This window comes from Azospirillum sp. B4 (assembly GCF_000333275.1).
GTDB lineage: Bacteria > Pseudomonadota > Alphaproteobacteria > Azospirillales > Azospirillaceae > Nitrospirillum.
On record NZ_BACU01000347.1, the window covers coordinates 1 to 13,357 of the forward strand.

At 65.2% G+C, this 13,357-nt stretch carries 13 protein-coding genes; 4 read left to right on the forward strand and 9 right to left on the reverse strand.

Features of this window, described 5'->3' with window-relative positions; translation table 11 throughout:
• Positions 1-11: 11 nt before the first annotated feature.
• Genes I55_RS33120 through I55_RS15355 form a run of 5 tightly spaced genes read right to left on the reverse strand, consistent with a single transcriptional unit; the run spans position 12 to position 7,298 of the window.
• Positions 12-449 (reverse strand): phage tail assembly chaperone, encoded by a 438-nt coding sequence (locus I55_RS33120; RefSeq protein WP_049974163.1) that lies wholly within the window; start codon positions 447-449, stop codon positions 12-14.
• Positions 446-5,914 carry a host specificity factor TipJ family phage tail protein gene (locus I55_RS15340; protein ID WP_044561460.1) on the reverse strand — a complete coding sequence of 1,823 codons (5,469 nt, stop codon included), beginning with the start codon at positions 5,912-5,914 and terminating at the stop codon, positions 446-448. The genes I55_RS33120 and I55_RS15340 overlap by 4 nt, the downstream gene beginning before the upstream one ends.
• 3 nt (positions 5,915-5,917) lie before the next feature.
• Positions 5,918-6,463 (reverse strand): NlpC/P60 family protein, encoded by a 546-nt coding sequence (locus tag I55_RS33125; RefSeq protein ID WP_049974164.1) that lies wholly within the window; start codon positions 6,461-6,463, stop codon positions 5,918-5,920.
• Entirely contained in the window at positions 6,460-6,948 is a 489-nt protein-coding gene (locus I55_RS15350; protein ID WP_044561461.1) for a DUF1833 family protein, read from the reverse strand. The genes I55_RS33125 and I55_RS15350 overlap by 4 nt, the downstream gene beginning before the upstream one ends.
• Complete coding sequence (locus I55_RS15355; protein ID WP_044561462.1) at positions 6,948-7,298, reverse strand: hypothetical protein; 351 nt, start codon at positions 7,296-7,298, stop codon at positions 6,948-6,950. The genes I55_RS15350 and I55_RS15355 overlap by 1 nt, the downstream gene beginning before the upstream one ends.
• A 218-nt stretch (positions 7,299-7,516) precedes the next feature.
• Here I55_RS15355 and I55_RS15360 point away from each other — a divergent pair, with 218 nt between their 5' ends.
• Both I55_RS15360 and I55_RS36020 read left to right on the forward strand, forming a co-directional pair.
• Positions 7,517-7,849 (forward strand): hypothetical protein, encoded by a 333-nt coding sequence (locus tag I55_RS15360; RefSeq protein WP_044561463.1) that lies wholly within the window; start codon positions 7,517-7,519, stop codon positions 7,847-7,849.
• Positions 7,846-8,262, forward strand: coding sequence for a hypothetical protein (locus tag I55_RS36020; RefSeq protein WP_148293760.1), 417 nt, complete (start codon positions 7,846-7,848; stop codon positions 8,260-8,262). The genes I55_RS15360 and I55_RS36020 overlap by 4 nt, the downstream gene beginning before the upstream one ends.
• A 52-nt stretch (positions 8,263-8,314) precedes the next feature.
• Here the strand turns inward: I55_RS36020 and I55_RS15370 are convergent, their stop codons facing one another.
• The 3 genes from I55_RS15370 to I55_RS15380 form a co-directional block, all read right to left on the reverse strand.
• Entirely contained in the window at positions 8,315-8,761 is a 447-nt protein-coding gene (locus I55_RS15370) for a hypothetical protein (protein ID WP_044561465.1), read from the reverse strand.
• A 4-nt stretch (positions 8,762-8,765) separates the two neighbouring features.
• A complete protein-coding gene (locus I55_RS39065; RefSeq protein WP_049974165.1) occupies positions 8,766-9,731 on the reverse strand; it encodes a Rha family transcriptional regulator in 966 nt (321 codons plus the stop codon).
• A 90-nt stretch (positions 9,732-9,821) separates the two neighbouring features.
• Positions 9,822-10,001, reverse strand: a complete 180-nt coding sequence (locus I55_RS15380; RefSeq protein WP_148293761.1) for a hypothetical protein — start codon at positions 9,999-10,001, stop codon at positions 9,822-9,824.
• Positions 10,002-10,138: 137 nt separating this feature from the next.
• Between I55_RS15380 and I55_RS15385 the strand changes: the two genes are divergently transcribed.
• Together I55_RS15385 and I55_RS36025 are read left to right on the forward strand one after the other, a co-directional pair.
• Positions 10,139-10,930, forward strand: coding sequence for a hypothetical protein (locus tag I55_RS15385; protein WP_044561467.1), 792 nt, complete (start codon positions 10,139-10,141; stop codon positions 10,928-10,930).
• Positions 10,931-10,974: 44 nt separating this feature from the next.
• Entirely contained in the window at positions 10,975-11,367 is a 393-nt protein-coding gene (locus tag I55_RS36025; protein WP_148293762.1) for a hypothetical protein, read from the forward strand.
• Between the two features lie 24 nt (positions 11,368-11,391).
• Here the strand turns inward: I55_RS36025 and I55_RS37095 are convergent.
• Positions 11,392-13,357, reverse strand: a 1,966-nt coding sequence (locus tag I55_RS37095) for a phage tail tape measure protein (protein WP_044561468.1), incomplete at its 5' end; no start/stop codon positions are given.

The window sequence follows — 13,357 nt, forward strand, 5'->3', positions numbered from 1 at the left end:
TGGGTGTTTCCTCAGACAGGCATGACTGGCCACGCGGGCGCGGTCGGGTCGGTACAGGTAGCGGGCAGGTCGCGGAGCGCCTGGCGATAGGAGGCCCAGGCACTGCGCTGGGTGTCTGTCATGCTGGCCCAACGGTCCGGCAGCACGCGGATATCGCTGGCTGCCAGCATCAGGTCGCGCTGCTCCCGCAAGTCTGCCATGGCGCGGGCCTGGGCCGCCGCTGCCAGGTCGGCCACCTCCCGGGACACCAGGGCGCCGTCCATCACCCGGCAGGACCAGACGCCCTCGACCTGATCGTCAGCGATCTTCAGGCGGCCGATACCATCGGCGCCCACCCCTTCTTCCAGGAGGCTAAGCGCGTCACGGTGGTGCAGGGCCAAAATGCGGCCGCTAGGCGGGTCATAATCCACATAGAAATGTACGGCCGCGTCGGCTGGCGCCTCGGTCATCGAAACCACCTCACTTGCACATAGACGTTCCAGTATTGGGTGCCGGCATAGGTGGTGATCACGCCATCGGCGTTCGTGTCGGCGGGCCGCCAGCCCTGCAGGGTGAAGGTGTAGGTATCCAGGCCGGGGTCGCTGAACGCGTCCATGGTGAACACCCACTGATAGGGCGCGCTGCTCAGCGTGGCGCCAACAGCGGCGGTAGCGCCGGTACGCGTGTTGGTGCGCACAACCTGGATCTTCGGGTTGTTGGCCGCGCCGGCGGTGCCTGGCGTGGCGCTGAAAACAACCTTGATGTCACAGGGATTTCCGCGCACCTGGAAGGCGGGAACGGTGGTGATGGTGGTCCACGCTCCCTTGTCCGTCACCGTGATGCTGGAGCCATCCTGATAGGCCGAGACCGACGCCATGCCGCTGGCGACACCTACCCCCAGGTCATTGCTGTTGAACAGCTGTCGTCCGGCGCCGTCCCAGCTCTCAAAGGCGTATTCAGTGCCATTGAAGCCCATGCGGGCGCGGGTACGGGTCCCATCCGATATCCAGATATTGCGGGACGGCCCGTCAATATAGATGCCAGCGCTGCCATCGTTATTACCGGTGGCGGTCGCCCAAAAGACCTTGCCGCCTATGCTGCTGGAGTTGATCTGGCTGGCATTGATGGTGCCGGCGTAGATCACTCCATTGCCCAGGGTACCTGTCGTGATGGTGGCCGCGTCCAGGTTCTCGATGAACCCGTTGTGGATCACTACCTGCCCGGCCGCCGTCACGAAAAACGGCGACTGCGCCACCGTGCTGCCGGGCGGCACCAAGGCGAAGGTGTCGGTGCGGATGACGAAGGTCGAGGTCGAGCCGCTGTTGGCCACGCCGAAGCCGGCGACATAGCCGTTGACGTCCAGCTTCAGCACGTATTGGGCGTTCAGGCCGTTGACGCTGGACTGCAGGGTGCTGATGGACGCCGTGTTGCCGTTGACCGTGGTGGTCAGGTTAGTGATCGCCGTGGCGTTGGCGCTGTCCCCAGTCGCGCGGGCCGTCATCTCGCTTTGCAGCCCTGCATAGGTGGCCGGCAAGCCGGTGCTGGCGTTGTTGACCTGGGCGGAAAGGGTGCTGGTGGCGCTGGCATTGGCGCTGTCCGCCGTGGCCCGCGTGGTCGCCTCGCTGGTGATCGCGGCGAAAGCGGCGGAGAGGCCGGTGGTGGGGTTGTGCACCTCGCTGGCCAGGGTGGTGATGGATGATGCGTTGGCGCTGTCGCCATCGGCCCGGGCCGTCTGTTCCGTGAGCAGGTCCGCCCGCGTCTTGGCCAGGCCGGTGTTGCTGTCGTTCACCTGGGCGGAAAGGGTGCTGGTGGCACTGGCGTTGGCGCTGTCGGCTGTCGCCCGCGTGGTCGCCTCGCTGGTGATCGCGGCGAACGCGGCGGAGAGGCCGGTGGTGGGGTTGTGCACCTCGCTGGCCAGGGTGGTGATGGATGATGCGTTGGCGCTGTCACCGTTGACCCGGGCTGTTTGCTCCGTCTGGATCGCAGCCGCGTTGCCGTTGATGGCGGCCGTCAGCGTGGTGGTGGTGCTGGCCAGGCTGTCGGCCGTGCCCTGCTGGGCCGTGCTGACCGTGTCGATATGTGCCTGTAGGGTCTGGGCACTTGCCAGGATGGCATTCGCGCGGGCCGTGGCCTCCGCTTCGATGGCGGTCGCCCGGGCCGTGGCCTCCGCCTGGACGGCCGCCACGCGCTGCGCCGCCTCGGCCGCGATCTGGGCCGCGACGCTGCCGGGCACGTCCGCGCCATCCGTCACCAGATCGATCTGGCTGACCAGGTCCAGCACGAGCTGATCCTTGCCAATGGTGTTTGCCGCGATCTGCGCCGATGTCAGATAGGGCACCTGGAATTGCAGGGGTGCGGTGATGGGGCAGCCGGCCGTGCCGAAGGTGTCGAAGGTCTGACTGACCGCGTAATAGGTGGCGCCCGGCGTCAGGCCCGAGACCACCAGGGGCGCCGTGGTGCCGCTGGCCACCGGCACGCCGCTGGTGTCCACGGTGGTGCTGGCCCCCACCCAGACGTTGACGCCGGCAAAGTCCAAGGCGTCATCACCCACCGGCGCGATGAAGGCGAACAGGGTGTTCAGCGTGTTGGGCAGCGCCTGCAGCTGCACCGACGCCGGCACCGGGTTGTTGACGGTGATGGTGGCCGGCGCCGTCTCCCCGCCCAGCTTGTCGCGGATGGTGACGCTGAAGGTCAGGCGGCGGTGCGGACCGCCGGCGTCCTTCGCGTTCATGCTGTCGAACAGGTAGAAGTATTCCGGATCCGTGACCAGGTCGGTGCGCAGCGCCTTGCCGCTATCCGGCTCGATCACCGTGACGGCGTAGGACTGGAAATACGGGTTCACGAAGCCCGAACCGGCGCCGAACGCTTCCGACCCGAAGTCGGCCGAGGTGCTGGGGAAGTTGCCCCGCCACACCAAGTGGATGTCCTTGCCCGTGAACTCGGTATCCAGGCCCTGGCCGTACAGCTCCAGCCCTGAAACGCTGGCACCATCCAGGACGTTGGCGAAGGTGTAAAAGACGCTGTCCGACCATGCACTACGGACGCCGCCGGCGGCGGTGACCGCGATCTGAACCTCATACTCCTGGCCCTCGATCACGGGGTACAGCTTGACCTGCCCCAGGCCCCAGCCGGCGGAACTCTGCAACCAGTCAGTGCTTCCCGACGCGCGCCAGCGGACCACGGCGCTTTCACCTGTGACCTCGGACGACGGAGTCCAGGTCACCAGCAGCGCCGGGACCGGCGTGCCGGCAGCCAGATATTCCAGGCTGCCGGTAATGGTCATATCATGCGGCGCCACCAGATCGCCGATGCCATCCACCGTGTGTTCCGCGACCGCGGCGGCGACGCTGCGCCGGCCATCGCTGGAGGTGTTCCAGACGCTGATGGCCCACAACCCCAGGGCGGCTGGGGAGATGTCGGCGCCGGTCGGGCGGGTCAGGGGCACGTTGATCCAGGCCCCCGTCGGCGTCAGTGCCATGCAACTGGCCCCATCGACGCGCAAATCGTCGGTCCGGTCCCAATTGATGACCAGGGTCGGCTGGTACACCCCGGCCACCCATTTCAGGGTTTCCACGACGGTCAGGCCGGTGACGTTGGGCAGCGGCGTGCCGGCCGTCAGATTGCTGTCCCAAGGCGGAATGGTGCCCGTCTCCGCCTCATGCACCCCAGGTGCGTAGTCCACCAGGCGCAACAGCGCGGACTCATCCTTGCCCGGCTCGATACCCGTCACCAGCATCGGTGCCGAAACCCGGCCGGCGATACCGAAGAAGAAGCTGTCGCCCGGGGCCAGGCCCGGCACGGCGGCGACCAGGTTCAGGGTGTGCGTGCCGCCGGTGGCCCCGACGGTGCACCCGACCAGTTCAGTATCTCCACCGGCCAACCGGAACAGCACCGCGTAGGCCTGGGACCCGTCGGCGTCGATCCGTTCGTCCGTTGTGACGCTCAGATGATCGGCGCTGACGGCCGCCAGCCGGCCGCTGGTCAGGCCGATTTCCAGGGCATCGTGCTGGACCTCGACCCGATCGCCGCGCACGACGCCGAAATTCTGGATGTCGGTGTTCAGCTGGTATGACCAGGGCCGCAGCATGCCCACGGCCCAATGGTACCGGGCATCCGCCCAGGCCAGGTCATGGTCGGCGCACAGTTCCGACTGGTCCAGCGTCTCGAAAATCGTGGCGGTGGATTCGTCATAGCCGTCGGCATAGACCACGCGCTCGTCAACCGCCCAGCCCTGCAAGGGATTCCTGAACCGGACGCGGATGGCGTGCGGCTGCTTGGTGAAGGTGCGGCTGGCGCGGAAGCCCCAGGAGTTCTTGGGCCCGAAGACGTTGCTGGGGACATCCTGGATAATGTCGCGGACGACGGAATAGCGGCCATCCCGGTTGATGTATTGAGCCCGGCCGATGGCGGCGACCTTGCGCAGCCGCTCCAGCACCGACGCCTCATCCGTGCAATACCAGCTCATCCACCGGCCGGCCGCCTGGTTGGCCTCCGCCCAGTCCTGCAGCCGCACCCAATCGATGCGCTTGTCAGGGCGCGGGAAATAGTTGCTGGGGCCCTGCAGCAGGGCCAGGTAGCAGGCGGCGGGATTGGACGTCGGACGCGTGATCCAGGTGCCGGCGGTGGCATCCCAATCCGGCAGGATTGATTGCGCGATGCAGTTCAGGTCTTGCACCGCCCCATTCAATTGGCTGTTCGCCCTGATGCGGACGGCGATCAGGGCCACCGGCTTGCCGAACTTGATGGGATAGCCCGGCTGGCGCGCCCGCATGGCCATCCAGGCCACGCTGTCGGCGTAATTGGTATCGCCATCATGGTCGATGGTGCGCCTCACCCGCATCTGGTAGCGGCCGGAGGGTACGGACCAATCCAGGGATCGCCGGATTGGGCTGGTATCCTCCACCGTCACGGTCAGCGGGCTGCCGGGGGCCGCCACCCAGGCATCGCTGTCGATCGGCCCGTACTGCACCTCCACCTGGGCGGTGTTGGGCTTGTGGTTATTGCCGTCGACGATTTTCCAGACGCCGTTGGGGAACAGGAAATCCGCCTGAAGCCCGGTGGCGATCGCGTTGATTTCCCGCGTGACCCACCCATCGATCGCCCGCAGTTGCACCCCGGGCTCGATCTCCACCGGAATGTCCGTCCACAGGGTGATGGGATCATCGGTGGCGTAGCCCTGCCGCACCTCCACCTGCACATCGTTGTAGGACTCGATGGGCGTATCGCCCAGCTTGATGTCGCTGATGTCCAGCGGGCCATAGCCGGCGCAATAGAGCAGCCGCAGGTATTGGTCGTTGCCCACAGTTTCCGTCACCGGCGTGGCGGCATAGTCGGGGTATATGCGCGCGCGCCCCAGCAGCAGGGGGATGGGCTGCCATAGACGCCCCCGGTTCGACCCCGGGGCCAGGGAATAGGAGGTGGCAGATGAGCCGCTGGAACTGGCCGGTGGCACCAGGGCGTTAATGGCCAGCATGCCCAACATCGAGATGCCGGCGGTCAAGAGCGCCGTCCCAGCGAAGGCGCCCACACCAAGGGCGGTCCCCACCGACGCGCCATATCCCAACCCGCCCGCCGCAACCGGGCCCGCCACATAGGCGGCGGCCACGATGACGGCCAGGGTCAGCACCGTGCGCAGCACCTTGCCGCCACCGCCACCACCCTGCGGGATGACACGCACCAGCACCGTGCGCCCGGCCCGGGGCTTGACCACATGCCAGCGATCGGCCGGAATGAACCAATCATCGATCCACACCATGGCGCCCACGGTCCAGGCCGCCGTCAGGCCCTGGTCCAGCAGCATCTGGTCGATGGTCTGCCCCGCGCGGACGTGCACGGTCACCCGCTCCGCCCGGAAGGGGGCCGCCACCGATTGAAGGCGCACGGCATCGGCCGGCGGGGTGTCCCCGCCGGCGGGAAGGAGGTCAGGCGCCAGCATGGATCAGCCCTCCCCCTCGAACCGGTAGACGCCCACCACGTGGTTGCCGTAGCGCAGGGACAAGGGCTCCAGGTTGCTGAATCCGGCCACCCGGTTCGTTCCGGCCTCGATATGCAGCAGGGACCAGCGCTCCGGCACCCGGCCCCACCGTTCCTCCGCCACCACGACGATACCGACGTGACAGCGGTGCAGTCCGTGGCGGATCAGCGCCACGTCGCCGGTGCGCACCGGCGCCACGATGTTCAGGGGCTGGCCATGGGCGACCCGGGCCGCCAGGGGGCGCCATTCATCCAGGTGGGCGGCCACCAGCGCCGACATGACCCCGAATTCCCGCTCACCCGGATAGGCCTCATCCAGGTAGCTGGGCAACTCGACGCCCAGGACGGTGGCGTGGACATGGCGCACCAGGCCCCAGCAGTCGTATCCCTCCGGCCCCCGGCCGGCATGGGCATAAGGCAGCCCGACGAACGGGGCCAGGGCCGCCGCCGGAATCATCGGCGTGCCCGCCTCCGTCTTTCCGAGGGAGGATGTCTTGAGGATGGCGATCATGAGGATGCCCCTCCGGCCAGGGCCGGCCACTCAGCCGGGCGGTAGTAGTCGCAGGGGCATTGCTCCTGCAGCGTGGGCTCATAGATCAGGGTGCCGGAGACCTCGCCCACGTCCACGTCGACCGACGCGAACTGGAATTCCAGGGGCCCCAGCTCGACGGTATCGGGCGTGATGGACATGACCACCGACACCGTGACGTCCGGCGTATCGGTGATCTGGCGCAGGGCCTCCGTCACCTCGCGACTGATGTTGCAGATCGAGGCCTTGGCCTGCGGCACGTCATCGTCCGTGTCATTGGGAAACACGAAGTCGAAGGGCATGGCGGTATAGGCGATGTCGTTGCTGATCCAGCTGCGCGTGTCGCGCACCAGGTTGATGGGCGCCGCCAGGCTGGCGTGCTGGATGGTCAGCAGGATCAGGAAGACGACATCGGTTTCCTGCGCATTGATCGCCTGGCGGGCCGCGATGGACAGGACGCGCGGCATCAGGGCATGACCTCGAAGGCCACGGTCACCATCAGGGTGCCGCCCACCGATTTCATCTTGGGCGGCGCCGTCCAGCGCAGCACCACGGCCGTGCCGTCAATGGGGTGCACGGCATTGAAGCGCAGCGCGCCCAGGGTGATGGTGCGGTAGAAGTCCTTGATAGTCGCCCATCCCGCCGGATCGGTGGCAATGCTGCCACTGAGGGGGCCGGACACGGCGCTGTAGCGCGGTCGGGTGTTGGCGACGCCAGCGTCGAAGGGCGTGCGCAGGGCGACGTCGCCCAACTCCTCCCCAAAGTCGTCCTCGGTGAACTCCAGAGGAACCGATGCCGGCCAAGAGAGCGTGGTCATACCGCACCCCAGGAATCAAAAAGGCCCGGCGGGATCGCTCCCGCCGGGCCTGGTCACAAGAATTGCTGTTGCATGATGGCAAACTTTTCACGCACGGCCAAGCGCTCATACGCGCCAGGGGCTACGAAAATCACCCATTGACACCCCCTAAAATAGGGGGTAATTTCTAGTCAGAGGCGACGGGATGGCCCGACGCACTCGGTAATGGAGACCGGAACATGACCACCACCTACACCGTCTTTCGCCGCGACGACAGCAGCGTAGTCGACGCCCAGGGTCTGACCTTGCGCGAGGCCGCCGAATGCCTGCTGACCCAGGACGGCTATGCGTTTGAGATCCGCAGCGTTGATGGGTTCTTGCAGCTTTTCACCTCAACTGGCTCGCGCAACAGCCCGATTGGCGCTCGCGATCTGCGCCCGACACGCTTCCAAACGCTGGACGGCGTTGATGCCCTTTATCGGGACATCATCACCGATACCTGGCACGGTTACACCGCCATGACTGATACGGACTTTAGCGCCATGCTGGCCAGCTTCGAGGAAGACGAATGACGACTACGCTTCGTGCGGCGCTCTTAGCCTGCGGCCTCTCCACCCGGGAGGCCGCAGAGTTCCTGAATGTGCGCCAAGACACAATCAACAAGGCCATCAATGGCAAGGAACGCACTCCAGACGGATGGCTGTACGAACTCCGCGCGCTCAACCTGCGTCAAAGGCGCGCCGCACAGCATGCGCTGGATCAGGTCGCCGTCCTGACCAAGGAGCAAGGCGCGCCCGTTGCGGTAGACTACGGCGTTCCAGTTGACGACACCGAAGCGCGACACTTGGGATGGCCCTGCATCGGCGCGGCAAATGCCGTCGCCAGCATGGTATGGGAGGGGCTTCCGGAGGGAGTTAAGATGCGCGTCGCACCTCGCGGCAGCACGCCCGCCACGGCCGCCGCCGCAGACGCGCACCAGAAGTGACCACAAGGTGAACGCGGCATCCTCCATTCCCAGGAAGATGCCGCTACGGCCATCACGCACCCCAGGCGATCATGCGGTCCACGTCCTGGATCAGGCACCATAGCATCTTGTCTCGCCAGTCGCCGTCCAGTTCATCCCTGTCGCAGGAATGGTTCTGGATGATGGCCAGTTCCATCAAGCGGCTTTCATTATAGGCCATGAGCAGATACCGAAGCTTGATGGCGATGCCGGCGGTGGTTCTGGCCGGCAATTCCTCGATCTGGCCAGCTACCCTATCCTTGACCTCGTGAAATGGTTCCAACTCCGCTTCGGTGCTGTCTGCTGACTGCCCGTCCAGCATCCGCCATGCATCCTTGTAGTTCTTCCAGGCCGACAGCAGGGCGGCGTCAGGATCGTGGGCATCGGTGATGGCACCGGAGCTGCCGGCGGCAGCGATCACCGGCATGGCAACCGCCGCCGACAGCAGGCCCCGGCGGGACGGGATTATGGCTTTGGTCATGGCATCACTCCGCCGCCTGGAGGGCATCCGGCGCCGGCATGGCCGTGGCCGCCGCGTCGCGGACCACGGACCAGGGCAGCAGCACCGCCCGCCGCCTGCGGTCGGGAAAGGCCACCAGGGCCGGGGCCGGCCGGGCGCCCGGCAGGGCCATCAGGGCGATGGACCAGTCGCCCGCCCAGCTGGTCAGGGCGAAGGCCCGCGTCAGGCGCGGATGTTCCATGGCCACGGCCACATGGTCGGGGAAGCCCTCCGGCGCCACCCACACGCCGGCCACGCCCACGGCGTGGCGCAGGCGCGGGCTGTCGGGCGCGCCCAGCACCAGTTCACCCAGGCGGGCGCCGTGGTTGGCCACCGGCGCGCCCAGCAGATGGCGCAGGGCGGCCGCCCCGTCCAGCTCCGGCACCACGACGCTGCCGGCCGTCCCGGCACGACGGTCCACCAGCGGCAGGTCCGTGGACTCATACAGGGCCATGGCGGCATCGCGCCCGAAGGTCTTACGCACCATGTTCAGGTAGGCGGTCCAGGCGTTGATCTCCAGCGGCGTCAGCGCCACGCCCGAGGGCGCCCGCAACAGCGGCGGCAGGTCGGACACCGGCACGTCCACGCCGGCGGCGGACCGGGCCCGCAACGCCTCCTCCATCGCGTTGAAGCGGCGGATGTAGGCCAGCTTGAACTTCAGCGCCTTGGCGCCGGTGAAGCCCATGGCCAGGAGGGCGAAGCCGTCGCGGTCCATGTCGTAGGAGCGGCATTCCCGGGTCACGCCTTCGCGTAAGCTACTGATATAGCTATTAAGCTGAAAATTCAGCCCATGCAACTCAGGAGCATCGCGGAGAAGATTATCCACCGCCTGCAACACGTTCTTGTGCTCTTTGTCGAAATAGTCCGCGACATCGCGGCTGCTGGTCCAGGCCCGACCGTCCTTGACGGTCACGATGGGCTTGCCTTCGAACTCGGGGGAAAGCATATTCATGGTGATCTGGTACCTTTCATACCGGGTTTAAATCAGCCGCTTTGGCGAGCGGCGGGTTATGCGGACCGAGGGGTGGGCTTGCTTGCCGGCTTACCGCCCCTCGGTTTCCTTCGCGGCCTGAGCCGCCTCATGATCCAAAGCCATTTCCGTCAACCGCCGGATCGCCTCCGAACGGGGCGGCACGTCCAATTGGCCGCCGCGCCATCGATCAATCCTCGTTACCAACGCTCCCGGAACCTGAATGCTCAGGCTCTTGGGATTGTTCATCATGTTGGTTCTAGCCATAACACCTCCGGGAGAAACGATATAAGCGATATACTCGATATCATTTTTATCGTCAATCCCATTCAATAGTGCCTATCTGTGATGTCTCTGATATATGTCCCGGCACATATGTGGAGGCGCCGATGGCACGCGAAAAGGCGATGTCGACACGGAAGTTATTTTCCCTGCCCGTCGACCTAATTCAGCAGATTGAGCGGTATCGCTTCAGTCGACAAATTGCGACGGAGGCTGAAGCGGTCCGGAATCTTCTTCGTCGCGGCCTTCGCTTTAACGAACTTTGGAGCCAGGTCACCGGGCTGGTTGCCGACGGACACATTTCGAAGGATGTTCTGGACACCATCGCCGACCGCATTGGCCTTAGCTGGGATGACCCCGACTTTCCTGATACCGATGCCCTCGGTGAAAGGGTAGCCCCGGCCGATATGGCCACCATCGCCCGCGGCGCCCAGATACTGATGAGCAATCCGCCGGGCCCGATGCCAAAGGATGACAGACCGATCGTCCGCCCCGCCGGCGTCAGTACCAATTATATCGATGACGAACTGGTTGAAGCCATCAATCGGCCAGGTCTGATAAATGTGTGCTTCTATGTATTTCCGATCAATGACAAGGGAACGACATACAAGTACGGCGTTGCGGTACTGGTGGAGCGGGAGGAGTGTCGCCTGTTCAGCGACCGTTCCCCGCTATTCTTGCACCTAGATCACAACAGGCACATGGATGAAGTGCAGCAGGTATTTGATGCGGCGAAGCGCAGTGGACACCGGGTCTATTATTCACCTGATCCCCTCCCCCATGAAACCAGCGACCTGCCTCACGCCGAGGCCCTGGCCATCGTTGATGCCCAGCCGACCGAGCCTCTAACCGATTTTTCCACTCTCGTTGAACTTGCTCACAATTTTCCCGTTTTGTGATATAGAATCTACCGCGTGAGTTGCTGTCAATACGTGGGGAGACTATGCGCAAGGCAGCGTTATTCGCTCTCTTAATTGCTTCTGGCTGTTTGTCAAATTCAATTCAGGAGTTGAAGGACAGGCCAGGAGCTAAATACTATATGAAATCCGACGTTCCATTTAATATTGCCGTTGATCGAATATCTAAGTCGATGATGGTGTGCCTAGATGAGCCCTCCATTACTCCATTCAAGGTTGACAGAAATGTCGATGAAAAGATGGAGTTGGCGACGCTTTCTGTTAGAGAAAGCGGATCATTCAAATATTACACACATGTAGAGATAAAAAGAGCCGACAGTGGCATAGAGCTTACTGTCTATGATTTCGTTAAACCACTCTTTGGAAACAGATTTAGTCCTTACCAGCGTTGGCTCTCAGGTGATCCGGCATGTCCCTAAAGCGGGCCCTATCACCCAGCCGCGTCACCGCCGCGTCACCTGGCGCTTCACGCCATAGCTGGCACCCATGACGGAGTCCATGCTGCCCTGACCGATGTTCTTGCGCATGCTGTCGCGCACGAAGACGTCGATCTGGTCACGGCCGTCGGACCCCTTGGTGACCTGCGCCTCCACATGCTGGCCACCATAGTTGTGGATGTTCACCACCGACCCACTGGCGCCGGATGTCGCTTGGGGCACCGGGGTGGCGGCGGCCTGCGACCGGGCCTCCCGGGTCCGCACCATGGCGTCTGACTCCACCACCAGGCCGCCGGCGGCATAGCCGGGCAACTGGTTGTCGTTGATGGCCCGCAACACGCTCAGGTACTTCCGGGTCTGTTCGGCATTCACCACGAACTCCCCATTGCTCAACCGCGCGTGAATGCTGTCCGAGGTGCTGGTGCCCGGCCCCGTGATATAGCCGCCGCCGGCGGCCACTATGACATCCGCCCCAGGGAAGGCGGCGTTGACGGCGTCGGCATTGGCGCCGGAGGAGGAGCCGCCGCCGAACAGCGCCTGCAGCAGGCCGCCGGCGTCGCCCAAGGTGGGCAACATCGCGCCGCCGGATAGACCCAGGGCATTCTTCAGCGGGTTGATCAGCGACAGCTTCAGCAGTTCCTGGATGATCTCGCTGATCACCCCCTTCCACAGGTTCTTCAGGGTGTCAGCAGCGCTACCGCCCTGCACCATGATCTGGGTGAAGGCCTCACCGATGCGGTCGAAGCTGCTGGAGATGAAGCCGCCGATCTCATCCCATACCGCCTTTTGCCGCTGCAGCTCCGCCGTCAACAGCGCCTGCTGGCGGGCGCTATCGATCAACTGTTGCTTCAGCGCCTGGGCGGCCTCGCTTTCATCGGCCCACAGGGCGGGCGCCTCACGCTGGATGCGCTGTTTTTCCTTCAGCGCCGCCAGGTCCGCCGCCCGCTCGCCCGGCACACGGCCCAGCGCCGCCAGTTCCTGGCGCGTCAGGTCCAATTCCTGCTGCCGCTGCTGCAGGGTATCGTTGGCGCCTTGCTTCTGGGTTTCTTCTTGGTCCTGCCCCAGGATGGACCGCAGGCTGGCGCGATTCTGTGCCGCCCGGGCCAGGGCGGCGGCACGGGCGTTGGGGTCCGTCAAGGCATTGGCCTTGTCGAACTCATCCCGCGTCTGATCCTCCGCCTGGATGTCCAATTGCGCACCAGCCAGGGCCGCCGGCCCCTTGGCGCCAGCAGCCGTCAGACGACGGTGCTGTTCCAGCCGTTCCCTGAAGCTGATGATGTTCTTGGCCGTGGCTTGGTTCGCAGCGGCCGACTGCGTCGCCAGGTCCTGTTCCGCCGCGGCGGCCTGTTCCGTCGCGCTGGCGCCGCTGGTGCGCGCCGCGATCAACTGCCGGGCCAGCGCCTCCGCCCGCAGGCCTGCCGCTGTCGAGATGCCATAGGCCGCCGCCACCTTCAGGGCCTGCGCCGCCTGGTCCTTAAGACCGGCCAAGGTGTCGTCGCGCGCCACCTTCTGGTCCAGCAACACCTTCTGTTCAGCCAGTTCACGCTCATGCGCCGCCGCCTGGGGCGATTTGCCAGCGTCCAGCGCCTGGATATAGGCCTGCACACCCGCGACGTTGGCCGCGCGCTGCGCCGCCGTGCCGACCATGGCGGCCCTGAGCTTGGCGAAGTCGTCCGCCTCCTTCAGCAGGTCGGTGCGTTCCTGCCCGGCCGTGTCCTGGAAACGCCCGTCCACCGGTGCGGCGTTAGGGGCCACCTGGGGAGCCGCCGCCGGCGTCGCGCCACCAGCAGCAGGGGCGACAGGAACGGGACCGGCGCCTGTCAGACGCGTTCCGCTGATCTGCGCCACCATATCATAATAGGCCTGGCTGATCGCTGCGGCGCGGTCCTGTAGCGCGCCTATGCGCGCCTGGACGTCCGGATCGTTACCGCGCAGCGTGCCGATGCGCTGCAGGACGCCCAGTGGTTCAGGA